Here is a 25,333-nt window from a genome sequence, read left to right on the forward strand (position 1 = left end):
CGTGTCTTTTTATTCGTACTCTGGTACTATCGGTGGCTGCTAAAAGTCTCAGGCGTGCCCGCCGGGCGCCTTGATCTCCTTACTGATGACGCTGCCGTCCTCATTGATCTCGTAGACGTGCACTTCACCGGTACCGATCTCCAACCGATGCACCTCATCGTCGGCCACCTGATCAAGGTGCTTCATCAAGGCCCGGAGCGTGTTGCCATGGGCGGAGACGATGACGTTCTTGCCGACCTTCAAATCCTCCAGGATGTGCTGCTCATAGTAGGGAAGGACGCGGTCATGGACATCCTTGAGGGTTTCGCCGCCTGGCACCGGGTGGTCCCAGTTGCGGCGCAGCTTGGTAAACTCCTCCTCACCGATCGTGTCGCGGATTTCCCATTTGTTCTTGGCCTGGAACTCGCCGTAGTGGCGCTCGTTGAGGGCGTCGTGGCTGGTGGTGTCCAGTTCGGTATGAGCCAGGGCTTCCTTGATTTCGTGCAGGGTCTGCTGGGTGCGGCTGAGGCTGGAAGTATGGGCCTTGTGCAGCTCGATCTCACGCAGGTGCTCGGCGGCAGCCCGCGCCTCCAGCTTGCCCTGCTCAGTCAGCGGCACGTCTTCCTGGCCGGTCCATAGACCCAGGGCGTTCCACTCTGACTGGCCGTGGCGGACGAGGACAAGGTAGGCCATCTAGGCCACCTCTCCGTCGGTCGGGTTGACCGGAGGGTCGTACTTCTTCGTGTACCTGCTGATCGCTGAACGCCCGGCAAATACTGCTTTGTTACCCAGCTCTTCTTCAATGCGCAGCAGCTCATTGTACTTGGCGACGCGGTCGGTGCGGCTCAGGCTGCCGGTCTTGATCTGGCCGGTGTTGAGACCGACGGCCAAATGGGCGATGGTAACGTCTTCGGTCTCGCCGGAGCGGTGGCTCATGACGGCCTTCCAGCCGGCGTCGTGGGCCATCTTGACGGCCTCGATGGTCTCAGTCAGGCTGCCGATCTGGTTGACCTTGATGAGAATGGCGTTGGCGGCTTTTTCATCGATGCCGCGCTGCAAGAATTTAGTGTTGGTGACCAGCAGGTCATCGCCGACCAGCTGTGCCTGGCCGCCCAGCTCATGGGTAAGCGCCTTCCAGCCGTCCCAGTCGTCCTCGCCCAAGCCGTCTTCGATGGAGCGGATGGGGAAGCGGCTGGTCAGATCGCGGTAGAAGGCGACCATTTCCTGGCTGTCCAGGGCTTTGCCCTCGGTCTTGAGCTGGTACTTGCCGTCTTCGATCAACTCAGTACTGGCGACGTCGAGCGCCAGGACGACATCTTTGCCAAGGCTGTAGCCAGCTTTTTCGACCGCCTCTTTGATGAGTTCAAGCGCTTCGGCGTTGCCGCTGCGGACGGCCGGAGCGTAGCCGCCTTCGTCACCGACGGTGGTGCCGTAGCCGTTGGCCTTGAGTACCTTGCCAAGTGCTTGGAAGATTTCAGCGCCCATGCGCAGGCAGTCACTGAAGGTCTCGGCGCCCACGGGCATGATCATGAACTCCTGAATGTCGGTGCTGCCGGCGGCGTGCTTGCCGCCGTTGATGATGTTCATCATCGGCAGGGGCAAGGTAAGCGTGTCGTTGCCGGCCAGCTCGGAGACGTAGCGGTAGAGTGGCTGCTTGCGGGCCTGTGCGGCGGCGCGGGCAACGGCCAGCGAGACGGCCAGGATGGCATTGGCACCCAGGCGGCCCTTGTTCTCGGTGCCGTCAAGTTCGATCATCAGGTGGTCAATGCCGGCCTGGTTGGTAACATCGTGGCCGATCAGTGCATCGCGGATCTCGCCGTTGACGCCGGCGACGGCGTTGAGGACGCTCTTGCCGCCGAACCACTCATCATTGTCGCGCAGCTCGATTGCCTCATGGCTGCCGGTGCTGGCGCCGGACGGGACGGCGGCGCGTCCAAGGGTGCCGTCCTCAAGGATGACGTCGGCTTCGACGGTGGGGTTGCCGCGGCTGTCGAGAATCTGGCGGGCGCGGATATCTGCTATGTTCATGTTTCTTCTCCTTTGCCTAATTTTAGTTGTGCTTTGGGCCGATGTGCGCTTTAGGATGTGTCGGCCTCGAGGCGCAATAGCTCAGCCAGATGGTTGGTTGAGAAGGCATACCCAATACCAACATTGCTAGAGCGTTTGATGTTTTGCGCGAGAATATTCATTGACGTAACCGTTGCTAACAGTGCCTGATTTGGATCAATTCCTGAAATAAACATCCTGCTTGGCCCTTGTTGAACCCTTTGGAGGAGCTGTATATCTTGCTGAAATGCTTCCAGTAGTTGATCAAATTGCTGCTTGATTAATCCAGTTTCCGTCCGTGTTACTATGCCTAAAAGTTTGCCGCTAGCTATGTCGAGTAGCGGGCCTCCACTATTGCCAGAGTTTACGCTGCCATCAATCCTAATTATTCCAACGCCAGATTGAGTTTCAACAGAAGAGACATACCCTACGGAAAATTGCAGCGTGTTTGTACCGAACGGGTAACCCAAGAATGCAACTTGCCGCCCAATATGAGGCAGTGCAACAGGCTCTAGTTTGAGGAGCGGACCATCCATGATGTCTGGAGCGCCACTTAGCGATATTAGGGCGTAGTCATGTTCATCTTTATTGCTTTGATGCGTAATTCTAGCTTGTACTTCAGCAGCGGTTAGAATCCATAATGTTTCTGTGCCTCGTCGTACGAAAAGCTGGGCGTTGTGGGGAAGTTCGACGCAGTGGTCTGCGGTTAGCAAGCCTTTGTCGGTTAGGAATGCAGAACCCGACCCGATCTCGCTGCCCATGACAACCGTAGTCAGCTGGAAAACTGAGTTGTTAGTGTCGCTATATAATTGCTCAATGGTGGTTGGCATGCTAGAAGTATAGCCCTGTTTAGCTTGTCACGCATAGACTCTGGACTTGTTACTTATACAATGTTTTTATACAAGGGATATTCTTAAGCATAAAGCCACATTTTTAGAACATGATTTCAAAGAAGGCGCCTGGGTCGGCGCTACCGGTCACACCCGTATCGGCGGCAGTGAAATTATCATAACGCGTAGTAGAGCTGGCAGTGCTGCGCACACCGGCGTACCGGCCGGTGGTGATTAACGTATCGGTCACAGTGACGCGTACGATGCCGTTGACATAGCCTCGGATGGTTGAGCCGGTGCATTCGAGCCGGACCATATCGCCGCTGACTGCGGCTGCGGTGTATTCGGCACCGATAGGATTGAACGAGCCGCCGACGTTGCGGAACAACGTCCAGGTGAAGCCGTTATTGCGGAAGAGATAAAAATCGTTGCCGGAGATATCGGAGCGGGCCACGACTCCCATTGATGACGTGGAGGCATTGGTGACGGTCACCTCGACATAATGGTCTGGTGTGTCGAGCTGAGAGCCGTACAAGACCACGCCGGTCGTACTGAGTCCGGGTGCCAGCTGGTTGCCGACGATGCTCCAATCGTCGACGATCTCAGACCAGTTGCCCAGGCTGGTGGAATCCGGCCGGTTGAAATTATCACTATAGGCCGCCATTATGCCAATGCCCGGGAGGCGATGACCGACCAGCGGTTGCGCGCTGCGTTATAAACGGCACCCAGGAACAGGGTCTTGCCGCTGGTGATAGTGACGGGAGAGGCGATGCCGACGGTCAGCTCAAAACTGCCGGCAGTGCCGGTGGCCAGGGTAATGGAACGGTCGGCGCTGGCGGCGGTGATCTCCCACATGACACGCATGCCATCGGCGGCATTAGTCGGAGCACCCAGCGTACGATCGCCGCTGACGGTGACGCGGAAATGCCGGCCCAGGCTGGCGTCAGTGGCGATGGTGGCGGCATCAGTCAGGGCAGCCAGGCCGTATGACTCCAAAGTGTCAATGCGGGCATCCAGTGCGTCGGTGACGGTGGTGCTGGCCTTGCCAGCCAGGCCCGGCACGGTAGGTGAGTCGGCGGTACCGCCCAGGTCGCCAGTCAGTCTGACCAGGCCTTTGGTGCTGGAAGACGCATCCGGCGGCACTTCGACTTCGGCCCATGAGAGGCCGCTGGGCGAACCGGTGTCCAGGGTAAGCATGTTGCCATCCTGGCCGACGCCGGCGTAAATAATGTCGGCCGTCACCGAGCCATCCTCAAGCGGTGGAGCGGTCGGGGTGGCCCACGACAGTCCGCCTGGCACGCCGGTATCCCGCATCAGCAATTGCCCGCCGGTGCCGGTACCTGCGGTCAGCTTGGCGGCAGTAATGGTGCCGTCCTGTAGCGCACCGCCGTCGACGACATCCTGCTTTAGCGAGCCGTCAGTCTGCAGCGACACTGAAAGAAAATCATTGAGGATCTGCCCCCAAGTTCCTTCGTCGCTGCCTGGTTGAGGTAAACGTGCCATGTCTGTGTGCGTAATTATCCTTATAGTAAGAATACCATTCGCGGGCTGCTTTTGGCCATGATTTTCACCGCCGGTCCGGCTACCAAAGAGGAGCATTGAGTTTTTTACTCCTTTCAGCTATAATAGTCGGCAATAGACATCAGTGCGTCATAACACGCACACAATCACAGGAGTAAGAGCAATGGGTAAGCCCAAAAAACAGAGCAGCATGCGCAAGACCGGCACGCGTCGGAGTCACCTTGTCGTCAAACTGGCCCGCGCCGTCAACGCCAAGAGTCCGGTCAAGGCCTACACCACCCGCCGCGAGACCGGTGCCGCCAAAAAACTTCAGGTTCAGACTGAAGAAAAAGCCTGAATCACCCCCATTAGCGTTTATACTGGATACTATCCAGGCAACCGATAATAAACACTAATACCCTAAGGAGAAAAAGTTGGCATCAAACCGTCATCTCGGCCGCATTCTCGCCCTGCAGAGTCTTTACGAACTGGACTTCCGGTCTGAATTCCCGCAGAGCGAGCTCGACGTCGAGGAAGTACTGGACCGCAACGTCAGCCGTTACGACAAGACGCTGGACGACAAATCATTCGTCCGCAAACTGGTCTACGGTGTGTTTGATGATACCGCGCGGCTGGACGCCGTACTGCAGCCGATCGCACCTGAATGGCCGATAGAGCAGATTGCCCGGATCGACAAATGCATCCTGCGCATGGCGCTGTACGAGCTGCTGGACACCGACGAGGCTTACGCGGTACCGCCAAAGGTAGTCATCAATGAAGCTGTCGAGCTGGCCAAGGCCTTCGGCTCTGATAACTCATCGAAGTTCGTCAACGGCGTCCTGGGTACCGCCTACCGCAACCTGGTCGGCGCCGACGACAAGCCGGCCGCTGCTGCCACTGCAACCACCAAGCCGGACACACCGGAAGAGGGTACGGACGAGAAGGCGGACGACTAGCATGAAGCCTAACCTCGACCGGTTTGAGAAGTTTAAAAAGTACTTTAGCCGCCGCAAGCCCCTCATCCAGGAGGTTGTCCGCGAGACGACCGCCGGTGGCATCGTTTTCCGACGTCGTGACGGGCAGGTCCAGATCCTTCTGACGCAGGACGCCAAAGACCGCTGGACCATCGCCAAAGGTCACGTGGAGGACGGCGAGGTCACGCGGGAGACCGCCGAGCGCGAAATTCAGGAAGAAACCGGTCTTAAGGAGATGCGCATCCTTGATTGGCTGGGCAAAATCAACTTCCGGTATCGCCGCCAGAACAGCCTGGTCCTGATGACCATGCATGTCTACCTGGTACAGGCCAAGGGCGATACTGATAAGCTCAAAAAAGAAGAGTGGATGAACGGTATCGGTTGGTTCGGGGTGCCCGAAGCACTTGATAAGATTGAATATGAAGATATCGGCAAGCTCATCCTGCTTGCCATGAAGAAGATCCGTCAGGGCAACCTGTAGCGGGCTAGGGTGTAACGAAAGGAACGTATGTCAGGAATGGACGTCACGCCGTACCAGCAGTTCGCAGAGGAGAAGCTGGGTGGGCGTTTTGACAACATTGATCTGCTGGTGACGGCATTCACGCACCGCAGCTATGTCAATGAACATAAGAAAAGCACTACCCAGCACAATGAGCGGCTGGAATTCTTAGGTGACGCCGTGCTGGAGCTGGTGGTCACCGAAGCCCTGTATGCCAACTACAGCGAGCCGGAAGGTATTCTTACCAACTGGCGGGCCGCCCTGGTGCGCACCGAAAGCATCAGTGCCGCCGCCAGCCGGATCGGCTTCATGCCGCTGATGCGTCTGAGCCGGGGCGAGAAGCAGGGCAGTGAGCGCGCCAAGCAGCAGATTCTGGCGAATGCATTTGAGGCGGTGACCGGAGCGCTGTACCTGGAGCGTGGCTATGACGCTGCGAAGACCTTTATTACCGACCATATCCTTTCGACGCTGGGCGGTATTTTGGAGACAGGCAGCTGGCGCGACAGTAAATCGCATTTGCAGGAAGTGGCCCAGAGTATCGACGGCTTCACCCCGCAGTACCGGGTGTTGCACGAGGAAGGCCCGGACCACGACAAGGTCTTTACGCTCGGTGTCTTCGTCGGCGACAAGCTGCTCGGCCGCGGCGAAGGCCCCTCCAAGCAGTTTGCCCAGCAAAAGGCCGCCGAAGCCGCGCTGGTATACTATAAACAGATTGACAAGACGGCAAAAAGTAGTTAATATCGTAGCTAAAGAGTTTTCTAACGACTTAAATATTTTGTAAAGAGGAAATAGTAATTCAATATGCTCGCAATTCGTTTGCAACGCCTGGGCCGCAAGGCTCTCCCTGTCTACCGCCTGGCGGTCCAAGAATCTAAGCGCCACCCTTCGAGCGGCCGCGTCGTCGCGTACGTGGGCAGCTACAACCCGCACACCAAGGCGACCACCCTGGACGCTGAGAAGATCAACTTCTACCTGAAGAACGGTGCCCAGCCGACCGAGCGTGTCGCCCGCCTGTTGGCCAACGAAAAGATCGAACTGCCGTCATGGGTCAAGCAGGCATCGGCCCGCACCTCTGCCGTCCGCAACCCCGACAAGCTGCGCAAGCACCAGCCAGCTCCGGAGGCCGAAGCCGAAGCCGAAGAAGCTCCAGCGGAAGCATAGTCAGCCTTACCTTGTATGAAGCGCCTGGCCAGTTTTGGCCGGGTGTTTTCTATATCTGAAAAATACGTCCTTTCATATATAATGTGAGGTACCAGTATCACATCAGCGAAAGGGAGGGAAATGCTGCTATGACCAGTATCGACCAGCAATTCATAGAATACATCGTTAAATCGCTCGTAAGCCGCCCCGATGACGTTATCGTAGAACGTAGCATTGATGAGAAGGGGGTCCTGCTTGTGCTGACCGTCCACCCCGAAGACCTGGGGCGTGTCATCGGCCGCCGCGGCACAACCGCCCAAAGCCTGCGCACCCTGCTGCGCGCCCTTGGCACGAAGAATGATGCCCGCTACAACCTGAAGATCGTCGACACCGACAACCTGGGCGAGGGCGGAGAAGCCGGTGATGGCGAACGCCAGGGTCGTACTGCCTATGAATCCGACGCCGCCGAAGCCGAACCGGGGGCAGCTGTGGAAGAACCAAGCAAATTGGCTGCAAAAACCCGAAAAGAGCTTGCAGATTTGGACGACTTGGATATATAATCATAAACAAGTTCAGCGGCCAAGATAATAACCCTGAACACTAAAATAAAAAGGCTCTTGCGAGCAACTTCCCAAAAATAAGTTGAGAGCTTTATGTGGCGGCACAACCCCGGTCTTCCCGGGGTTGTGCTGTTTTTAGCGATAGCTAGTAAAACTAACAAAAATGTGCTATAATAATAGTAATGACCCACAAACAGACACCACGCATCATCCAGACCATCTCTTTGTTCCCCGACATGTTCGACGGCGTCCTGAACAAAAGCATGATGTGGAAGGCTCAAGATCGCGGCATCGTCGCGTTCCAGCATCATAATCTGCGTGATTATGGCCTTGGCCCGCGCCGTCAGGTAGACGATACGCCGTACGGCGGAGGGGATGGCATGCTGTTGATGCCGGAACCATTGTTTGCTGCTATTGAGGCTGCCAAGGCGGTTGATCCTGAAGCACTGGTGGTGCTGCCGACGCCGCGCGGAGAACGCTGGCGCCAGCCGGCCGCCCAGGTGATAGCTGATGATGGGCGGGGCCTTATCTTCGTCTGTGCACGGTATGAAGGCTACGACGAACGCGTGACCACACTGGTCGACCGTCAAATCAGCATCGGTGATTTTGTGCTGACGGGCGGCGAGCTGCCGGCCATGATGATCATTGACAGCGTGGTGCGGCTGCTGCCGGGCGTGCTGGGCGGTGAGACCTCGGCGGTGATTGAGAGCTTCAGTGACGGCGACAACCTTGAATTCCCGCAATATACCCGTCCGGCTGAATTCCGCGGCCTGCAGGTACCCGAGGTACTCTTAAACGGCAACCACGCCGCGATTGCGGCGTGGCGGGCGGAGCAAAGCAAGTAGCTACTCCGGCTTTGAAGCCTGGCGCTGCAGCAGGGCGCCGTCAAAGACACCGGCAGCTTCTTCGCTGGTGCCGCAGCGGCCGTCAGACTGGCCGGGCGTCTTGATGAAGGCCTGCTCGACGGCTGCCTGGGCGTCAAAGATGGCATCATCGGCAGTGCCGAGTTTTTCACCTTTCGGGTTGCACCACTCTTTGATCTGGTCCGTACCAGGGGCACCGTTCATGCTGACGTCGATGATGGCGTAGAAGTCGCGGCCCATCCGTTCTTTGATTTGTTCAGCGTAGGCGGTATTTGCTTCGGTGGACATCTGGTTGGAGACGTTGAAGGCCAGGCCAGTGATAAGATCGCCGTCCGGGTCGATCTCATCCAACAGGCCGGTAAGCTGTGCCAACTCCTCATCGGTGTTGAGCCAGTCACTGTGCCCGACATCGACATAGATGGCTAGATTGGCGTTATTATCTTTAAATGTGGTGAGGGCGGTATTGATCATTTTGACACGCTCATCCTTACCCTCGTTATCACCGTCATTGATCATCTGGACCGCAGCAGCGATAGCGTCAGGTTCGTATACCAACACGGCAGGGGCGTCACCGATCTTGTCGCTGACAGTATCTACCCAGGCCAGGTACTCATCGGCACTGCCGTTGCCACCTTTCGACTCGCCGCCCAGGTGGTCACGGTTTGGAATCTTGTAGGCGACCAATAGCGGTACGGCGCCAGCCTCGGCGCTGGCGGGCAGGATGCGGTCGAGCTGGGCGTAGGTCTGTTCGTCGGTGCCGGCCAGCCATTCGGCGACCGGGGTCTGTTGGAGGCGCTCGATGTTGGCACGGGTGAAGGGGTCGTCGGTGTAGCCGAGGGCTTTGCCTAAGTTGCGGTAGTAGTCGCTGTCGGTGTCCAGGTAATAGGGGGCGGTCTGTGGGGCGTTGGGGCGGTTGTCCTGAGGGGCGGCGTCAGTCGTGCCGCCGTCGCGCATGCAGCCGGCTGCGATAAAGCAGCAAAGAACGGCAGCGCCAACCCGTACGAGGCGTCCGTGAGGGCGTGGGGTAGCAAGACGGTTGGCAGCGGCCTCGACCTGCGGTTCATCATTAAAAACGTCCGTGGACGGGGAATGTATATTGTTCATATTCGCACATTAACACTAATTTGTTAAAAAGGCAATATTGTTATAGAAAAATATTAGACCATAATGTAATGACATGGCGATATACGGTATACTAGCGCATATGCCTACCTCACGTTCTCGGACTAACACGGCGCGACCGTCCGCACTCACGGTGACTGATATAGCACAGCTGATGCTGGGCGGGCTCTTTGCTGCCATGGCACTGGCGCAGCTTGGATCGTTTGAGCGGTACTCGGCTGCGATTGAGAGTTATGGCCTGTTCGGCCGCGAAGGAGCGATCGCGGTCAGCTTGCTGTTGGCGGCGCTGGAGGTCGCGGCTGTGCCCGTGTTGTTTAAACTACTTCTGCCAGGCAGAGCACGCCAGGTAAGTACGGTGGCGGTCGTCGCCGTGCCGCTTACCTGGCTGTCGCTGATGACGGCGGCGCTTGCGCAGGGACTCTCGCCGGTCACGGGAGTGTTCGGCGGCTTCGTGCGTCTTGGGCTGGACGTGTATATATATGGTGCCATGATAGGTCTTGCAATCCTGGCGTTCGTGGTGGCGCGTCGCCTATGGGCCGCCCGCTAAGTCGTACTGTTATGCTTTTGCTTGCAAATGGATGAATTTTAGGTTATAAGGTTACGTGGTCTGCCTCAAAGAAGAGGCTGATCAAGTGCTAGCAAGTCCGGGCTTGCCCGGATCCGACTCGCAGTGTCAGGAAAGGGTTCGATGAACACCCCATGGGACGGCAGTTTTGAGGACTGCCCCAAGGGTCGCATCACAGGGGACGCAGTTGAAACCATCGACAACCGGGTGAAATTCCGACGGTTGGATGGACGGAAGCGTTCCTGGCTGTTGACGATCCTCATCGGGTTGATCAACGCCGGCATGGATGCGGTCTTTGTCTGGTGGCTCTTCTTCATGGAGCACGACACGACCGGCCTGATCGACGAGGACACCGTCCTCAACGGGTGGCACGATGCCAGCTTCTCGCTGGCGGTGATCATCGAGTGCATCAGGCTCATCAACATCGTCAGTATGACGGTGAGCACCATCCTGGCCCGCGTGCCCCTGTTGCTCCGTCCGGAGGCAGGGCTGCGGGCCGCGCTGTTCATCACGTTCGTCCCGAGCAGTGAGGACATCGGTATCCTGGAGCGCACGCTCCGGGCCGCCAAGTGCGTCCGCCACCGCACCAAGGTCGACAAGAACGGCGTTGTGCGGGGTGTCTTCGACATCTACGTGCTCGACGAGCAGAACGACCCGACCGCGCCCTACGCCGTGCAGGAGCTGATCGCACGGCTGAACCGCGAACTCCCCGGCAACCGGATCATCTACTTCTCCCGCAAGGGAATCGAGAAGTACAACCAGAAGAAGGGACCGTTCGAGGCCAAGACGAAGTTCGGCAACATCAACGCCTGCTTCCACTGGGTCAACGAGACCGTGGCCGAGAAGTACGACGTCCTGATGGGCGTCGATCCCGACCACGCTCCGGTGATGTCGTTCGGCGAGCGCATGCTCGGCTACTTCCGCGACAGCGGCGTGGTCTGCGTGGTGGGTCCCCAGACCTACTACAACGCCACGCACAACTACATCGCGGCGCTCTCGGAGAGCCAGCAGTTCGTCTTCCACAGCCTCATGCAGCCTGCGGCCAACGCCCACGGCGCCGCCATGATGGTGGGGACGAGCTACGCTATCCGCTGGGCCATCCTCGAGAGGATCGGGGGCATCCAAGCCTCGATCACCGAGGACGCCGCCACGACGTTCGCGCTGTTGTCCACGCCCGACCCGTTGACGGGCAAGCGTGGCAACATCTACTACACGCCGGACGTCCTGGCGCACGGAGACGGCCCCGACACCTGGGGCGCGTACTTCAGCCAGCAGAACCGCTGGTCCCGCGGCGTGTTCGAGCTCCTGATCGGCCCCTTCTGGGCGTCGCTCTGGGGGCTCATCCGCAAGCCGTGGCGGCTGGTGCACTACTTCATGCTCATGAGCTTCTACCCGGCCATGAGCATCATCTGGATCGTGGGCGCCATCAACATGACGATCTACGTCATCAGCGGGGCGAGCAGTGTTATCGTCGACCCGCTGGCCTGGCTCGTGTTCTACGGCTGGGCGGCCTGCAGCCAGATCGTGACCTACACGCGGTCGCGCAAGCACAACGTCAGCCCCTACGAGGAGGAGGGGTCGTGGGGAATCGGTGGGATGCTCATGAGCGTCCTGGCGAGTCCCATTTACGCTAACGCGCTCCTCAAGACGATCTTCCGCCGTCCGGCGAAGTTCGTCGTCACCCCCAAGGGTGGCCAGTCAAGTGGCGACTCGCTCTTCACGTTCAGGATCAACCTGATCTGGGGCGCGATCTACGGTGGCCTCGCGGTCGCCTGCTACTTGCGTGGCTTCGAGACGGCCAGCGCGCTGTCCTGGCCGATCATGGCGGCATCCATCTCGTTCGCCCCACCCCTGATCTGGTTCTGCATGAGGAACCGGAGCCAGGAGCCGGTGGAGCCTCGAAACGGCGTCGTCAATCCGGAGGACACCGTGCATCTGGTCGTCCCGTCGTCCACCCGTCAGTCTGCGTAGTAAGGAAGAGACATGTCCCCCGCAGAAGTCCGTCACCGCAAGCGGAGGCGCGCCCGCGTCTTCCGCTGGAGCATGGCGATCCTGTTGCTCCTGGTCCTGGTTTCCGTTTCCGGCTACCAGGGCAACATCCATCTCCAGAAAGCACTCCATGAACGGCTGATCAGTTCGCCCGAGTACCAGCAGGTGCACGGGCGGTGGGACAAGGTCGTCCTGCCAAAAGACCAGCAGGTCAACGCCATTCACTCGGCGATGCTGCCGACGGGGAAGGTGCTGCTGATTGCCGGCTCCGGCAATGATGAGGACCGGTTCGAGGCCGGCACCTTCAACACCCTGGTCTACGACCCGGTCACGGGGACGGCCAAGACCGTTCCCACCCCGGCAGATGTGTTCTGTGCGGGGCACGCCTTCCTGGCCAACGGCAACCTGCTGGTGGCTGGCGGCACGGGCAAGTACGAGGTGCTCGCCGACAAGGTGACCCACGCGGGCGGTGCCATCACCATCCGCAACGAGAACCCCAACATCCCGCAGGAGATCCCCAAGGGGACCCACTTCTTCGGGGAGAAGAGCGGCAAGCGCTACGTCACCGACTTCCCGGTCACTCTGCCTCCGGCAGAGAAGATCATGGTGACGCGCTCGCAGGCCAAGATCACGGCCAGCGAGGTCACGGTCTTCGCCAGTGCCGTCGAGCGCGGCGAGGCGGGCGTCTACCTCGAGCCCGACCACATGATCGCCGAGGAGCTCCGCGGTACGCCCGAGGAGCGCAACGTCTACGGCCTCTCGGCCAAGATGACGCTCGACAAGCAGAACTACACGGGTCTCTCCGACTCGTTCGAGTTCAACCCCTGGACCGAGCAGTACGAGCGGGTCGGCAACATGCGGTACCCCCGGTGGTACCCGACGCTGACGTCCATGCCCGACGGCTCGGTGGTCGCCGTTTCGGGCCTCGATGGCTCGGGCGAGATCGTCCAGGGTCACACCGAGGTCTACGACCCGGTCAAGAGGCGGTGGGTGGAGCGGCGCGACCTGCGCCAGCACTTCAAGACCTACGCATCCCTCTTCCAGACCAAGGTCCGCGACCGGATGTTCTTCAGCGGTTCCAGCACGGGCTACGGCCCGGCGGAGCAGGGGCGCGACCCCTTCTTCTGGAACCTGAAGACCAACACCACCAAGGTCGTTCCGGGCATCCGGGACGTCGACATGCTGGAGACCAGTGCCAGCGGCTGGGCGGGGCCGGTCAACAACCAGCGGCTGATGGTCGTGGGTGGCGGGGGAGTCGGCGAGTCGCCGCTCTCCACGGGGCGCATCGACTTCGTCGACCTCGACGAGGAGAATCCCCACTTCACCCCCGGGCCCAGCCTGCCCGACCCGACCCGGTACCCCAACCTGGTCACGCTGCCGAATGATGACACCCTCATCACCGGCGGCTCCCGCGAGTACCGCGGGAAGAGCAAGAGCGACATCAAGAAGGCCTACATCCTGGGTGGCAAGGACGCCACCCTGAGGCCTGTCGCTGACCCGACCATCGGTCGGAACTACCACGCGTCCGCGGTCCTGCTCCCCACGGGGCAGGTCATGACCACGGGGAGCGATCCGCTCTTCAAGGACGCGGAGAACCGCAAGCCGGGGGCATTCGAGAACACCATCGAGATCTTCACGCCCCCGTACCTCCTGCCGCAGAACGGGCAGCCGGTCGTGCGACCCACGATCACCGGCGGCCCCGACACCGTGAAACGCGGCGGGGAGTACAGCTTCACCATCGGTACCGACAGTGCCGTGCCCCAGGGCGCGGCGCCCGGTGCCCCGGATCCGGCGCGCACCATCACCAAGGCGCGCATGATCCTCCCGGCCGCGGTGACCCACGTCACCGACACCAACCAGCGGTCGGTGGCCGTCGGGATCACCCAGGAGGGTGACAACCTGAAGGTCAAGCTCCCTGGTGAGGCCACCCTCATGCCCTCGGGGTGGTATATGCTGTTCGTCAACGGCGACAACGGCACGCACAGCCTGGCCAAGTGGGTCAGGGTGGAGTAGGGGGCGCCCGCGGTCCGTCACCCAGACGGAGACCGCACCCGGACTGACACGGTCCGCCCCAACCTGGAGAAGGAAAGGGCGGAGACCGTGAGACGTCCGTGGCCCCGGCAGCAACGACGCTGCCGGGGCCTTCTCAATTTCAACTAAATAAAACCGACGGCTATGTAAGCCGTCGGTTTTCGTGCAGGACTACACCCTAACGGTGCAGCAGGACATTGTCGCGCGTCATCGCTGCCGCGTACAGCGCAAAGGCACCGGAGGCCAGATGGAAGAGAATGTCGAACGACGTCAGACCGTTAGGGAGCAGTCCGCCGATTGTCGGATCCGCCAGGCCGAACAGGCCAATGCCGAGATAGAGCACGCTCAGCACGATCAGACCGGTGCGCACCAGGCGGTTATCGCCGGCGGCATAGACGGCATACAGCAGCAGGGCTGCCAGGGCTAGACGCGTGAGGTCGAGTACCGCGTCCATGTTCATGATGCCGAGCAGATGGCCTTCACCGGCTACCAGGCCGATCAGACCAAGGCCGAGCACCAGAAAACCGAATACTTTGGCTGTGGTTCGTTGCATATCGTATCTCCTTATCTCTTATAGGTACTTCCTACTATGGACGCGATAACCAAAATATGCTGTAAGAATGCTCACAGTAAGAAAATTAACAGTCCAGCCGCGCAGTATTCCATATACTTGCCACAGATACTTCCGTAACCTTATATAAGGATGATTAATGATACCGACCAAGAAGAAGACCAACCCCATCCTGATGGCCTCAGCGGCTATCGGCGCTGGGCTTGCCTTGCTGGCCTTCCAGCCTAAGCAGGCTGTACGGCAGGCGCAGGACGAGGCGATAGTACAGCTGGGCCGGGCATCGGCCGACAGCCCGCGCAAGCTTTCTCTGGCCGACTGGAAGGATGCTTTGAAGGAGACCAAGGCGGCACTTGGCAACAAGAATTTGCCGATGCTGGCAGCCGGCGTGGCTTACTTCTCGACCTTATCGTTCTTTCCGCTGCTGGCGGCGGCAGTCGCGCTGCTGGCTATCTTCATCGAACCCGGTCAGGTCAATGCTTTCATCGGCAGTATCGACCAGTACGTACCACAGGATATCGCCAGTCTCATCAACACTCAGCTCAAGAATGAGACTGGGCAGCAGGCCAGTAATATCGCGCTGGCCATCGTGGCCATTCTTATCTCGCTCTACAGTGCTTCCAGCGCCACGCAAAATCTCATCAAAGCTACTAACGAGACGAATGAAGTTGACGAATCACGCGGCTTTATCAAGCTCAAGCTCATCAGCCTGGCACTGACGCTGGGGGCGCTGCTGGCCGGCTTCATCCTGATTCCCATCCTGACGGTGACACCCGACTTCCTGATGTCCATCGGCATGCCCGAGGCCTGGGCTATCGCCCTGCCGATACTGCGCTGGGTCTTTGTGCTGGTGCTGATCACCCTTGCTCTTGCCACGTTCTACCGCTATGGCCCGGATCGTAAGGAGCCGCGCTGGCAGTGGGTCAGCTGGGGCGCGACGGCTGCGACGGTCATCTGGCTCATCGGTACTGCGCTGTTCTTCTTTTACGTGCAGAATTTCGGTTCGTTCACCGAAAGCTACGGCGTCTTTGCCGGTATCATCGTACTGATGACCTGGCTGAACCTGACGTCGTTCATATTCCTGCTGGGGTCGGAGGTGAACCACCGCCTGGAACGGCAGGCGGGTGCCGCCTAAAATTCGTAATCGCCCCAAACCCAGTCGGCTTCGTTGTTAAAGTTGCGGCCGGCACAGGAGAAGCCGGGGCTTTGCGGAGCGGGGCGGCTGCTTGTTTCCAGGTCGACGATCATCAACACGGTCAGGCGTCCGCGGCCGGAGGTGCAGCCGATGGAGGCCAGGTACCAATCGTCCTCATAGGTGAAATAGTTGTAGTGCATACCGGTGTTGTTGTCAATGTCGAGCGAGGTGTTGACCGGGTCAACTGGTATTTGTGGCATGAAGCCTGAGCTTTTGAGGTTGGCAAGGAAGACGTGGCCGTTATTAAAATCTGAAGAGGCATCCCACCGCCCACCGCCAGATGGTGTAGCTACGGGGTAGTACCCCAGGTCAGCCTTGTGCGCCTTGATAGCCTTAAGGATGGCGTTGATATCGGCCAGCCGCCGGCTGTCGCGCGACCGCGCCTGCGCACTGGTGAATGCGGTCGTAGCGATGACCGCCAGGATGCCGATGACCACGATGACGATCAGCAGCTCGACAATCGTAAAGCCGCCCTTGTGCTGCGGCCGGCGTGTTCTGATGAGAGCGGGGAGGTGCATCCGTGGCATGTTATTTTTGCTTACGCTTAAATTACTACAATCATAGCACTTCATACTGCCGGGTCACAACGCTTTGTGGCATAATCATATGATATGAAATCAAAATCATTGCAGTATCTGCTTGGGCTTGTCTGGGTCGTGACCGTGGTAGTGACGTTGGCAATGTTCGTGCGCATCTGGCCGTTCGAGCTGCTGGTCAGCTTTACGCCGCAGATATTCATAGCGCTTGGCCTGGTGGGTCTGCTGTCGACGGCCGGCATCTTCTGGTCGAACCGCGCCGAGTTCTACTGGCCGCAGATCATCATGCCCATCCTGGTGCTGGTGACACTCTGTTTAAGCCTGGGCTATGCCTCGATGCTGCAGCCTGTGGCGCAGCCGGCCGTCCTGCCCGGCAATACGATGGTGCGCTTCATTACGTTCAACAAGCTATACACCAATACAAAAATTGATGAGATGGCGGCGTACTTCAAGACCGAACGGCCGGATGTCATCGCCCTGCAGGAAATCGCGCCCAACGAAGTGCGGCGGCTCGCTTCCGCCATGGGCTACAGGCATAGCTATGTCTCGGACTACCAAAATACCGTACGGGGTACCTCGGCGGCCCTGATTTCGCGCCATCCCATCGTCGAACAGCGTACCATTCCGCTGAGTCAGAATTCATCACTGGTGCGTATCGTAACGGAGGTGCCGGGCAAGGGCCGTATTGCCTTCTATGCCGTGCACTTGGTAGGACCGTTCTCGGAGGATATGTACCGCGAGCGCAACGAGGCCGCCCGCCAGATGGCCTTCCTGCTCGAAGCGGACAAGCTGCCCTTGGTCATAGGCGGAGATTTCAACACCACCGTCTTCTCGCCGATCCTGCAGGATTTCAACACCGTCACGACCGATAGCCTGTACAGCGTTACTGCCAAGCAGTGGCCGCCCTGCAGCTGGTACGGCTACGGAGCACCCCTGTGCCTCCGCATCGATCATGTCTACCACTCACAGAGTTTGAGCCTGGCGGGTGTGCGCATCGCGCCGAACCTGGGGTCGGATCACCGGGCCGTTATCACCGACCTGCAATAGCGTGATGGACGCGGCAGTGCGAACACGCTTATTTGTTGAGCAGGGCGGTAGCGATTATCTTGTCGAAGCGCCGCACATCAATGCCTTTGCGCAGCTTGATCTTGATGTGCCCCGGGTGTGTCCAAATGGAGACCTCGGCATCAAAGTCAAAACGGCCGCCGTTCTCGCTCGACCACATATGAATGGAGTGGTAGGGCAATGAGAAGACCTCGACCTTCTTGCCAGTGAGCCCTTGGGCATCGCGCACGATCAAGCGCTTGTTGGTGAAGACGGCGCTGTCGCGGAAGGTCTTGTAGGCGGCGATGGCGGTCTCGCCGGGCACCAGCAGCTCGTTGACGTCTTCGGGGATGGGGCATTCGCTGACGAATGTCCAGGATAACAGTTTTGATACTTCGGCCATAGGAATCTCCTTGTTGCAAGTCTGCATTATAACGGAATGGCAGCCACCTTGCTGTGAAGTTCCGCATGGAATGAATAGTCCCCGGACCGGCCCGCGCGTGCAGGCTGATCCGGGGAGGGCCCGTCATATCCTTGGTGGAGGTGCGAGGGTGATGGTGACCGCGAACAGCGCGAGAGCCGCCACGATGAACACCCAGCCCATCACGTACCACGTGCCCGCCCGTTCGCCGTCGGTGCGGGCGGCGTGGGCGAATGCAGCCGCGCCGAACACGATGAACACGATGGCCCAGGCATTCAGTATGCCCACAAGATCTACCATGGGTCTCTCCTGACGCTCGATAGAGGGGTACTATTTAATTATAGCATAAAATGCAAAATAAATCAATGCCAACCCGCCGTGCTATACTTGCGGTAATGCAACAGGACGCGAGCAACATCCTCGTTATCAACCCGGCGGGTGGTAACGAGCCTATCATCCGTGGGGCGCGCATCGGGCTGGCTATCAATAAGAAGTGTAAGCTGCAGGACATGCGGCCGCTGACTATTGTCATACCCATCACCGATGAGCGGCAGCGCGGCGTGTTGGCGGACGAGCTGCTCGGCCTGACCGGCACGGAGCGTATCGTGCTGGATGAAGGGGCGGGCGGTATCCTGCGGACCGTCCTGAAGAGCCAGGGTGATTTCGTACGGCATGTGCACGTCTTGCACGATGAATATGCAATGATTCAGGCTGCCTTGAACGCCCGCTACGGCCGTACGGCACGCCACCGCTTCACTGTCACCGATCTGACAGGGCAGGCGCGTAGTCTCGACCCGCGGCATATCATCGGTACGCTTGATATCGGTGGGCGCATCGCCATCGATGCACACCGGCGTGACTTTGCGTTCCCGGTGCTAACCTCGGAGCTGCTGCGGGCGGCGCGTGAAGCCGGCCTCTCGGCTGCTGGCGTGGATGAAGCGATGCTTCAGCGCGTCGAAGACCGGCTGCGCGGCACCGACAATGAGTATCATTACCGCTTCCTGCCGCTGGTACACTCTCTGGCCGGCCTGGCCGTCACCAAAACTGCCGACCGGCCGATGACTGCCAAGTTTGACGAGCTCACCGCCCAGCCGCCACAGACACTGGCGGGCGAGGTCACCTATACGCCGCCGCTTAAAAGCATCGCGCCGCTCCAGGAATATGAAGGGGTGGAGGCCGAAGGCATCTACGCCATGCTGAGCGGCACCGACAGCGGTACGGCCGAAACGCTGGCTGCGACGCTGCGGGCCGCGACCGACGCCGGCCTGGCAGTCTACACCAATCCCTGGGCCACGCAGGCCGACGGCATGGTCCGGGTGACACCCAAGGCTATCAGTGACCCGCGCATCTCGGCGGTGGTAGGCCGGGCTGGTTGGGGCACCGGCTGGCAGCTGCTGAACACCGGCAAGACCTGGCTGGTGATTCCGCTGCAGGACGGCGACGATCCGGAGATCTATTTCAATCATCAGACCATCAGTCGGCTGGGCATCGGCATGATCATCGATCCGGCCAATTTTGGCGCTGCCGAGCTGACCCACGCCATCCAGACCTATGGGCCACGGGTGCGCGAACTGCGCAGCCTGACAAGTATGCATTTTGGCACGTCCGATGGCAACGAGCTGGTGGCGCGCATGCTGACAGATAGCTATAAGGCGGACGGGGTGCTGACATGACGCGGCAGTATCTGGCGTTACTGCGCGGCATCAACGTGGGCGGCAAGAATAAGCTGGCGATGCCGGAGCTGAAAACCTGCTTTGAGGAACTGGGCTATGGCGAGGTGCACACGTACCTGGCGACTGGCAATGTGCTGTTTACTGCCGATAAGGACCCATCGGTGCTGGCGGCCGAAATAGAGCAGGTGTTGCCGGCGTCCTTCGCACTGGATACCGAGCTGGTAAAAGTGCTGGTGCTGTCGCGCGAGCAGCTGCAGGCGGTGGTGGACGGCGCGCCGGCGGGCTTTGGCACCGAGCTGGAGAAGTATTATTCGGACGCAATATTTTTAATGGGCATCCCGGCGGCCGATGCCTTTGCCGTCTTTAAGCCGCGTGAGGGCGTGGACGCAGTCTGGCCGGGCGACGGCGTGATATATTCGCGGCGGCTGGCGGTGGAGCGGACGAAGAGCCGGCTTTCGGCCATCATTGCAAGTCCGTTGTATAAGAGTATGACGATTCGGAGTTGGGGGACAGTGACGAGATTGCTGAAGTTGCTGGATTCTTAGTTGATGCACATGTTCTGCGTCTGCTAACCCTTTGGTGGATGGGAGTCGGCGCCAAATGAATTGCGTTCGCGAATAAGCCCGTTACGGCCGTGTATGAATAATTCAGTCTTATTGTTTTTTGCTACTTGCTGGGCATACTGTGCCGCTTCTTTCTGTGTATCGAATGTGCGCGAAGCTTTTGTGGCCCCCGCACGACGCACTGCCCATCTGCCACCAGAATGGACGACATGCTGAGCCTTCAGCCCTTTTTGGGCAGCAGAAACATACGCTTTGACTTGAGCGTTGCTTGATTTCGGTCGGGGAAGTGCTTTCTTGTTCATGACTGGGTGATAATGTCGATTATATCTTGTTCAGTATACTGACTGTCTTTTAGTTTCTCAATGAGTTGTGCTTTTGATTCAAACTCATATTCGTAGAATGCAAGACCATCACCTTCAAAGTGATTCTCATAAAGCTTGATATCAACTGGAAGGTTGGATTCAGCAATCTCCAGTAGTGCTCGACGCGATAAAGAGTGAGTTTTGTAAAAGTGCTCATCTGGATACTTACGCTCACGCTGAAGGAACGCTGCAAATGCGACCTTTAGATCTGCAGGCCAGACGGCGACTATGACTACGTGTTTTTTACGCTTTATCGCTTTCGCAATTTTGATGCTTGCGCCCTTGAACGTAGGTAAGGTGCCGTCTAAAACTATATATGGTTGTTGCGCCAAGTATTCAGACATAAACTCCGTTTTCCCAGAAGCTGCGCCGCTAGAAAGCAGTACTACGTCGTGAAATTTTGCTTCATTCATAGCTTTTGCATACAATGCATCCGCTAGCTTTGCAGACTTGGCATGCACTAGATGAGATTGGCCAGGATCATACTCGGGCATAGTCTGTTTAATATCATCGGCAGATATGATGAGAGCCATACGCTCAGTATATAGCAGGAGCGAGGCGCGTCATCTTGAAGTAAAGCAACGACAAAAATAATGCCGGCCTAAAACGTATGATGGTATTGCATTTCTAACATGTTATAGCATAATATATATTTGGTTGCCCCCGCGACCAATACGGCACCCCGCCGTACCATCCAAGCACGCCCGACGTAAGGAGTCCGCGTGAATCTGTCCAGAGCACTACTCTTGGTGGCAGTTACTCTGGGGCTGGTGGTCAGCTGCGGCTCCGGCCCGGCGTCCCAGCCGCCTTCCGGCGTGACGCCGGTGGCAGCGGCCGTGGGGCTGGGCTTCACGCCCAGGCTCGATGCCGCCCAGCTCGAGGCGCTGAAGGCGCACTACGGTGACCAGACGCGCATCAACACGCTCGCCCCGGTGGTGGAGCGTGTCCGCCTGGACACCGTCGACGCCCTGCTGCGCGGCGTGCCGTCGGCGGCCATGCCGACCGACAGCGCCGGCAACGCCATCAACGGCCTCGACGAGGGCTGGGCCGTCCTGACCAACCGCCAGGCCAACGGCCAGCCGGCCGGCTGGGCCTCGGCGCTGGTGTACTACCGGGACGGCAGGCCCGACCCGGACACGGTGGCATCGGTCACCCTGCACCCGCAGGGCGGCCGGCAGGTCACGGTGGTCAACGGTGACGACACCACGGGGACGCAGTTCCTCATCACCCTGGCCGATTCGGCGGATCCGGCCTCCGGGTACGTCGTCAACACGGCGCTTCCCGGTGGCACGCCGGTCAACCCGGGGCTGCGGGGCATCTACACCGTCGCCGACGCCCAGCGTCACGACGAGGCCGCCCTGCAGGCGCTGGCCGACGGCTACCTACAGCTGTTCGGCAAGCGACTGCTGCGCTAGATGGCCGCTCCGGCGGCCATCACAACGGTGCGGCCCGGCCACTTCAATGTGGTCCGGGCCGCACCGGTTTTGCTTTATTGCGGTATTTTTTGGCACTGCGTTTGACACGATTGCAAATAATCACAACGTTTTGTAGCTTTATATACAACTACTGTCAAGTGGTTTTGTTCACTCTATTGGCATAGCGTAGCCCATGGGTGACTTTTCCACCGCCAGCCGTCAAATCGGCTGGTTTTTAAGCTATTTGCCATTATGCCGTCGTGCGAAGGCTGGCTATACTTAGGCGTACTATCAACAAGCGGGGGTATGTGAATGAGAACATTAGCAATGGAAAGCAGGAAAATCATCAAGGCTGGTTTGATTGGCGTCACGGCGTTTGTCCTAGCCGTCACCGGCGTAGCCTTTACCGGCAAGCCGGCATCGGCAGCAACCGGTTCGATGAAGTTCCGTAACAGCAACTACTGTGTGGATGTGAACCAGATCAGCGGCCCAGTTGGCAACGGTACTAAGATCCAGGCCTGGCAGTGTAACGGCGGCGCCGCCCAAATGTGGTACGACACTGTCTACACCAGCTCTGGCAACTTCTCACTGCGTAATCCTCAAAGCGGCCGCTGTCTGGATGTTGACCAGCTGCACGGCCCTGTCGGCAACGGTACCAAGGTACAGCTGTGGCAGTGTAACTACGGTCACGCACAGCAGTGGCGCAAGATTCGCACCAGCTACGTGATTGAATACTACAACCCATCTTCAGGCAAGTGTCTTGACCTGCCTGGCTCCGGCTACTACAACGGTAACTGGCTGCAGATCTGGGACTGTAACAACACGCTGGCCCAGCACATTGACGGCCCTGGCGTCGTCGCAAATTAGGCGATTGTCATAGTAAGGAAAAGACGGTAGGTAACTACCGTCTTTTTCTGTTGCAGGGCGGTCAGAGATTGTGCGCCGGTTCAATACCTTATATACTTTGACAAACAGGAATACCCATGCAAATCAAACACGTTCTTCCGGCGCAGCGGTCAAAACTATTAAAACTATCGTCTGCGCACATGGCTGTCGCTACTGGCGTGCTGGTGGCGGTCGGCCTCATTACACTGGTGACGGGCTGGGCGGCAACCATGGTGGTCAGCAGGGAAGCCGAAGACAGTGCGGACGGTACGTATGCAACCATACACGACAGTACCGCCTCCGGCAGTGCCGCTATTCTTTTTGGCGGCAGTACGGCGCCCGGGCCGGCGCCTGCTCCGGGCGGCAAGGTCATTGCCGTGGCGGCCGATGGCAGCGGGCAGTACGCCACGCTGCAGGAGGGCGTTGCTGCGGCGCAGCCGGGTGACGTGGTAGAGATTGGCGGCGGCACCTACAATGAGCAGCTGGTAGTCAACAAGAGCGGCAGCGCCGGCAAGCCGATCACCTTTGCGGCGCGCGCCGGCGAGAAGGTCGTTCTGGATGGCCAGGGCGGGGTCGTCTCTGGCAGCAGCGACGGCTTGATCAGTCTCAGCAACCAGTCCTACCTGGTGTTTGATGGCATTGATGTCGCCAACTCGCCGTCGACGGCCGCCTGGGGCGTCACCGTCAACCACATCGTCTTCCGCAACTGCGATATCTCTGCCATCCAGCACGGCGGCATCGTGCTGATTGACGGCTCGGATGTGACAATCGACAACTGCGACGTCCATCAGACCAACCTGCTGCATGGTGCCGGGTCGAGTGCGGAGCATGAACCGATCAGCCTGAGCGATATTGATGGCTTTGAAATCAAAAACAACCGGGTGTACGACAACAAGGAAGAGGGTATCGACGTCAAATATGATGCGCGCAATGGCAGTATCCATCATAACGAGGCGTACGATAACAACGGGCCGAATATCTACATCGATAGTGCTTACAACGTGAAGGTGTATAACAACAGGTCAACCACTACCGTGGGCGACGGCAAATCAGGCATTGCGCTGGCGATTGAGAACTACTCCCAGTCCAGGCTGTGCTATGGCATTGATATATACAATAACATCATCGTCGGCAGCAAATTGGCCGGGGTCGGCTTTTGGGTGGAGTCGACAGGGACATTCCATGATATCCGGGTTTATAATAATACGCTCTACGATAATGCGTATGGGCTGAATTTCTCGACGACGGCGGATAAGTTCACTGGCAACAATAATATATTCCGGAATAATATCGTGGCAAACAGCGCGAGTGGCGGGGTTAATTTTGAGAGCGGGGCGGTGCCGTTTGTGATGAGTCATAATTTGTTTTCGACGGGGACGGCGCAGACGGCGGGGGAGAATCAGATTGTGGCGGATCCCCAGTTTGTAAATGCTGGGAGTGATTTCAGGGTGCAGGCTGGATCTGCCGCCATTGATACAGGTTCGAGTGATACCATTGCGAACGAGGATTATGACGGCAAGACCCGGCCGGTAGGAGGGGCTGTCGATATTGGGGCTTACGAGCAGTAGAGGTTGAAGTAGCTATTGCTTGAGTGGGCGAGGAAGGGGCCGATCATAAAATGCTCGTTCTACGTTCGCATCCGCTTCGCTACTGCTCACCCACTCGGCCAAGCATTGCTTACGGAACTGCCGCTGGCAGTTCCGCCTACGGTTCGACCCCTTCCTCGCCAGCCATAAAGAAAAAAGACCGATACTTCGGTCTTTTTTCATGGCTGGCGAGGAAGGGGTCGAACCTTCGATCTCCTGTGCCAGAAACAGGCGCCTTACCACTTGGCCACTCGCCACTATACCGCCCGATTATAAGATAGGTGCGGCAAAGTTTCAATTACTTTTTCATTTCATCGGCATGCAGCCTGAAGGTGACGGGGCTTTCCATGGTGAAAAACTGGAAAAGCCCCGTCAACCGTCACCACCTCCGGCACGAGCGGACGTAGGTAGGCCAGGCAGGCCGGGTGCGGCTGGAGTGCCTGGCTGGTGTGGAGCCTGGTGCCAGGTCGGTGGGTGCGACCAGGGCTGGAACGGACGCCTCGGCCGGCTCGGGCACGGACGCTAACTCCAGCTCCGGCACTGGCGACACCGTGGATGACGGCGCGACCGACACCACCAGCGGCGCCAGGTCGGGCGTTTTGGCAGTGCGGCCTTCGGGTGGATCGTTCAGTGCCGGCACCAGCGTGCTGAACGACCGCACCAGCGCCAGCAGCGCGGCGAAGCCACCAGTGGTGATGGCGCTGCCGTCGATGCGCTTGTAGGTGTAGCGGTACTGGGATGTGCCGGGCGTGCTGTGGTAGTCCGGAACATCAACCCGGACCAGCAGCAGGTCGAACATGATGATGACCTGCTGCTGGGTGACCGTGAGGATGCGGGACGTGGCCTGGCCGGCCGTCAGCATCTGCATGACTTGGGCGTGGGCGTGCCAGCTGTCGATGGGGTACTGGCGCAGCGCCACCGGCTCGCCCGTGGAGGGCACGTGGTGGATGTCGAGCCAGATCTTGCTCAGGGCAATCTCTTCCATCT

Annotated in this window: 30 protein-coding genes and 1 tRNA gene; 17 read left to right on the forward strand and 14 right to left on the reverse strand. The window is 58.8% G+C overall.

From position 1 onward, the window contains the following. Window positions 1-48: 48 nt before the first annotated feature. From JNJ66_02490 to JNJ66_02510, 5 genes are all read right to left on the reverse strand, one after another. Entirely contained in the window at window positions 49-672 is a 624-nt protein-coding gene (locus tag JNJ66_02490) for a 2,3-diphosphoglycerate-dependent phosphoglycerate mutase (GenBank protein ID MBL8159299.1), read from the reverse strand. Further along, window positions 673-2,007 (reverse strand): phosphopyruvate hydratase, encoded by a 1,335-nt coding sequence (eno, locus tag JNJ66_02495; protein ID MBL8159300.1) that lies wholly within the window; start codon window positions 2,005-2,007, stop codon window positions 673-675. A 50-nt stretch (window positions 2,008-2,057) separates the two neighbouring features. Next, entirely contained in the window at window positions 2,058-2,855 is a 798-nt protein-coding gene (locus tag JNJ66_02500) for a trypsin-like peptidase domain-containing protein (protein ID MBL8159301.1), read from the reverse strand. 103 nt (window positions 2,856-2,958) lie between these two features. Further along, complete coding sequence (locus JNJ66_02505; GenBank protein ID MBL8159302.1) at window positions 2,959-3,519, reverse strand: hypothetical protein; 561 nt, start codon at window positions 3,517-3,519, stop codon at window positions 2,959-2,961. Continuing rightward, the gene (locus JNJ66_02510; GenBank protein MBL8159303.1) at window positions 3,519-4,358 is read right to left on the reverse strand and encodes a hypothetical protein; all 840 of its coding nucleotides are present in this window, start codon (window positions 4,356-4,358) and stop codon (window positions 3,519-3,521) included. The genes JNJ66_02505 and JNJ66_02510 overlap by 1 nt, the downstream gene beginning before the upstream one ends. 181 nt (window positions 4,359-4,539) lie before the next feature. Between JNJ66_02510 and JNJ66_02515 the strand changes: the two genes are divergently transcribed. From JNJ66_02515 to trmD, 7 genes are all read left to right on the forward strand, one after another. Further along, window positions 4,540-4,713, forward strand: coding sequence for a hypothetical protein (locus JNJ66_02515; GenBank protein ID MBL8159304.1), 174 nt, complete (start codon window positions 4,540-4,542; stop codon window positions 4,711-4,713). 76 nt (window positions 4,714-4,789) lie between these two features. Beyond that, complete coding sequence (gene nusB / locus JNJ66_02520) at window positions 4,790-5,311, forward strand: transcription antitermination factor NusB (protein MBL8159305.1); 522 nt, start codon at window positions 4,790-4,792, stop codon at window positions 5,309-5,311. A gap of 1 nt (window position 5,312) precedes the next feature. Beyond that, a complete protein-coding gene (locus tag JNJ66_02525; GenBank protein MBL8159306.1) occupies window positions 5,313-5,810 on the forward strand; it encodes an NUDIX domain-containing protein in 498 nt (165 codons plus the stop codon). A 36-nt stretch (window positions 5,811-5,846) separates the two neighbouring features. Beyond that, entirely contained in the window at window positions 5,847-6,566 is a 720-nt protein-coding gene (gene rnc / locus JNJ66_02530; protein ID MBL8159307.1) for a ribonuclease III, read from the forward strand. 63 nt (window positions 6,567-6,629) lie between these two features. Continuing rightward, on the forward strand, window positions 6,630-6,989 hold the full coding sequence (gene rpsP, locus JNJ66_02535; GenBank protein MBL8159308.1) for a 30S ribosomal protein S16: 360 nt from the start codon (window positions 6,630-6,632) through the stop codon (window positions 6,987-6,989). A gap of 128 nt (window positions 6,990-7,117) precedes the next feature. After that, complete coding sequence (locus JNJ66_02540; protein MBL8159309.1) at window positions 7,118-7,528, forward strand: KH domain-containing protein; 411 nt, start codon at window positions 7,118-7,120, stop codon at window positions 7,526-7,528. A 182-nt stretch (window positions 7,529-7,710) separates the two neighbouring features. Further along, window positions 7,711-8,373, forward strand: a complete 663-nt coding sequence (trmD, locus tag JNJ66_02545) for a tRNA (guanosine(37)-N1)-methyltransferase TrmD (GenBank protein MBL8159310.1) — start codon at window positions 7,711-7,713, stop codon at window positions 8,371-8,373. Here trmD and JNJ66_02550 read toward each other — a convergent pair whose 3' ends face one another. Beyond that, window positions 8,374-9,495, reverse strand: coding sequence for a glycoside hydrolase family 6 protein (locus JNJ66_02550; protein MBL8159311.1), 1,122 nt, complete (start codon window positions 9,493-9,495; stop codon window positions 8,374-8,376). 100 nt (window positions 9,496-9,595) lie between these two features. Here JNJ66_02550 and JNJ66_02555 point away from each other — a divergent pair, with 100 nt between their 5' ends. From JNJ66_02555 to JNJ66_02565, 3 genes are all read left to right on the forward strand, one after another. Beyond that, window positions 9,596-10,060 carry a hypothetical protein gene (locus JNJ66_02555; GenBank protein ID MBL8159312.1) on the forward strand — a complete coding sequence of 155 codons (465 nt, stop codon included), beginning with the start codon at window positions 9,596-9,598 and terminating at the stop codon, window positions 10,058-10,060. Between the two features lie 141 nt (window positions 10,061-10,201). Beyond that, a complete protein-coding gene (locus JNJ66_02560) occupies window positions 10,202-12,049 on the forward strand; it encodes a glycosyltransferase (protein ID MBL8159313.1) in 1,848 nt (615 codons plus the stop codon). A gap of 12 nt (window positions 12,050-12,061) precedes the next feature. Further along, window positions 12,062-14,080, forward strand: coding sequence for a DUF1929 domain-containing protein (locus JNJ66_02565; GenBank protein MBL8159314.1), 2,019 nt, complete (start codon window positions 12,062-12,064; stop codon window positions 14,078-14,080). 196 nt (window positions 14,081-14,276) lie between these two features. On the opposite strand, the gene JNJ66_02570 is transcribed toward JNJ66_02565, so the two are convergent. Next, window positions 14,277-14,651 carry a hypothetical protein gene (locus JNJ66_02570; protein ID MBL8159315.1) on the reverse strand — a complete coding sequence of 125 codons (375 nt, stop codon included), beginning with the start codon at window positions 14,649-14,651 and terminating at the stop codon, window positions 14,277-14,279. Between the two features lie 157 nt (window positions 14,652-14,808). On the opposite strand from JNJ66_02570, the gene JNJ66_02575 reads away from it, so the two are divergent. Next, complete coding sequence (locus JNJ66_02575) at window positions 14,809-15,801, forward strand: YihY/virulence factor BrkB family protein (GenBank protein MBL8159316.1); 993 nt, start codon at window positions 14,809-14,811, stop codon at window positions 15,799-15,801. Here the strand turns inward: JNJ66_02575 and JNJ66_02580 are convergent. Next, window positions 15,798-16,388 carry a prepilin-type N-terminal cleavage/methylation domain-containing protein gene (locus JNJ66_02580; protein MBL8159317.1) on the reverse strand — a complete coding sequence of 197 codons (591 nt, stop codon included), beginning with the start codon at window positions 16,386-16,388 and terminating at the stop codon, window positions 15,798-15,800. The two genes, JNJ66_02575 and JNJ66_02580, sit on opposite strands and share 4 nt — an antisense overlap. Before the next feature lie 84 nt (window positions 16,389-16,472). Here JNJ66_02580 and JNJ66_02585 point away from each other — a divergent pair, with 84 nt between their 5' ends. Further along, on the forward strand, window positions 16,473-17,444 hold the full coding sequence (locus JNJ66_02585; GenBank protein MBL8159318.1) for an endonuclease/exonuclease/phosphatase family protein: 972 nt from the start codon (window positions 16,473-16,475) through the stop codon (window positions 17,442-17,444). A 28-nt stretch (window positions 17,445-17,472) separates the two neighbouring features. On the opposite strand, the gene JNJ66_02590 is transcribed toward JNJ66_02585, so the two are convergent. Next, window positions 17,473-17,844 (reverse strand): PH domain-containing protein, encoded by a 372-nt coding sequence (locus JNJ66_02590; GenBank protein MBL8159319.1) that lies wholly within the window; start codon window positions 17,842-17,844, stop codon window positions 17,473-17,475. A 123-nt stretch (window positions 17,845-17,967) separates the two neighbouring features. Continuing rightward, on the reverse strand, window positions 17,968-18,162 hold the full coding sequence (locus JNJ66_02595) for a hypothetical protein (protein MBL8159320.1): 195 nt from the start codon (window positions 18,160-18,162) through the stop codon (window positions 17,968-17,970). Window positions 18,163-18,257: 95 nt separating this feature from the next. Between JNJ66_02595 and JNJ66_02600 the strand changes: the two genes are divergently transcribed. Both JNJ66_02600 and JNJ66_02605 read left to right on the forward strand, forming a co-directional pair. After that, entirely contained in the window at window positions 18,258-19,535 is a 1,278-nt protein-coding gene (locus JNJ66_02600) for a hypothetical protein (protein MBL8159321.1), read from the forward strand. Next, window positions 19,532-20,080, forward strand: coding sequence for a DUF1697 domain-containing protein (locus tag JNJ66_02605; GenBank protein ID MBL8159322.1), 549 nt, complete (start codon window positions 19,532-19,534; stop codon window positions 20,078-20,080). Before JNJ66_02600 ends, JNJ66_02605 begins: the two co-directional genes overlap by 4 nt. Before the next feature lie 23 nt (window positions 20,081-20,103). Here JNJ66_02605 and JNJ66_02610 read toward each other — a convergent pair whose 3' ends face one another. After that, the gene (locus JNJ66_02610; GenBank protein MBL8159323.1) at window positions 20,104-20,400 is read right to left on the reverse strand and encodes a DUF2188 domain-containing protein; all 297 of its coding nucleotides are present in this window, start codon (window positions 20,398-20,400) and stop codon (window positions 20,104-20,106) included. Beyond that, entirely contained in the window at window positions 20,397-20,993 is a 597-nt protein-coding gene (locus JNJ66_02615) for a hypothetical protein (GenBank protein ID MBL8159324.1), read from the reverse strand. The genes JNJ66_02610 and JNJ66_02615 overlap by 4 nt, the downstream gene beginning before the upstream one ends. A 189-nt stretch (window positions 20,994-21,182) precedes the next feature. On the opposite strand from JNJ66_02615, the gene JNJ66_02620 reads away from it, so the two are divergent. From JNJ66_02620 to JNJ66_02630, 3 genes are all read left to right on the forward strand, one after another. Continuing rightward, window positions 21,183-21,875, forward strand: a complete 693-nt coding sequence (locus JNJ66_02620) for a hypothetical protein (GenBank protein ID MBL8159325.1) — start codon at window positions 21,183-21,185, stop codon at window positions 21,873-21,875. A gap of 327 nt (window positions 21,876-22,202) precedes the next feature. Then, the gene (locus tag JNJ66_02625; GenBank protein ID MBL8159326.1) at window positions 22,203-22,742 is read left to right on the forward strand and encodes a ricin-type beta-trefoil lectin domain protein; all 540 of its coding nucleotides are present in this window, start codon (window positions 22,203-22,205) and stop codon (window positions 22,740-22,742) included. A 116-nt stretch (window positions 22,743-22,858) separates the two neighbouring features. Beyond that, window positions 22,859-24,328, forward strand: coding sequence for a right-handed parallel beta-helix repeat-containing protein (locus JNJ66_02630; protein MBL8159327.1), 1,470 nt, complete (start codon window positions 22,859-22,861; stop codon window positions 24,326-24,328). Between the two features lie 200 nt (window positions 24,329-24,528). Here JNJ66_02630 and JNJ66_02635 read toward each other — a convergent pair. Together JNJ66_02635 and JNJ66_02640 are read right to left on the reverse strand one after the other, a co-directional pair. After that, a tRNA-Gln gene (locus JNJ66_02635) sits at window positions 24,529-24,603 on the reverse strand. A 122-nt stretch (window positions 24,604-24,725) separates the two neighbouring features. After that, window positions 24,726-25,331, reverse strand: a complete 606-nt coding sequence (locus JNJ66_02640; GenBank protein MBL8159328.1) for a hypothetical protein — start codon at window positions 25,329-25,331, stop codon at window positions 24,726-24,728. Between the last annotated feature and the right edge of the window lie 2 nt (window positions 25,332-25,333).

The sequence above is a fragment of the Candidatus Saccharibacteria bacterium genome, assembly GCA_016789455.1.
Taxonomy (GTDB): domain Bacteria; phylum Patescibacteriota; class Saccharimonadia; order Saccharimonadales; family Saccharimonadaceae; genus CAIJKY01.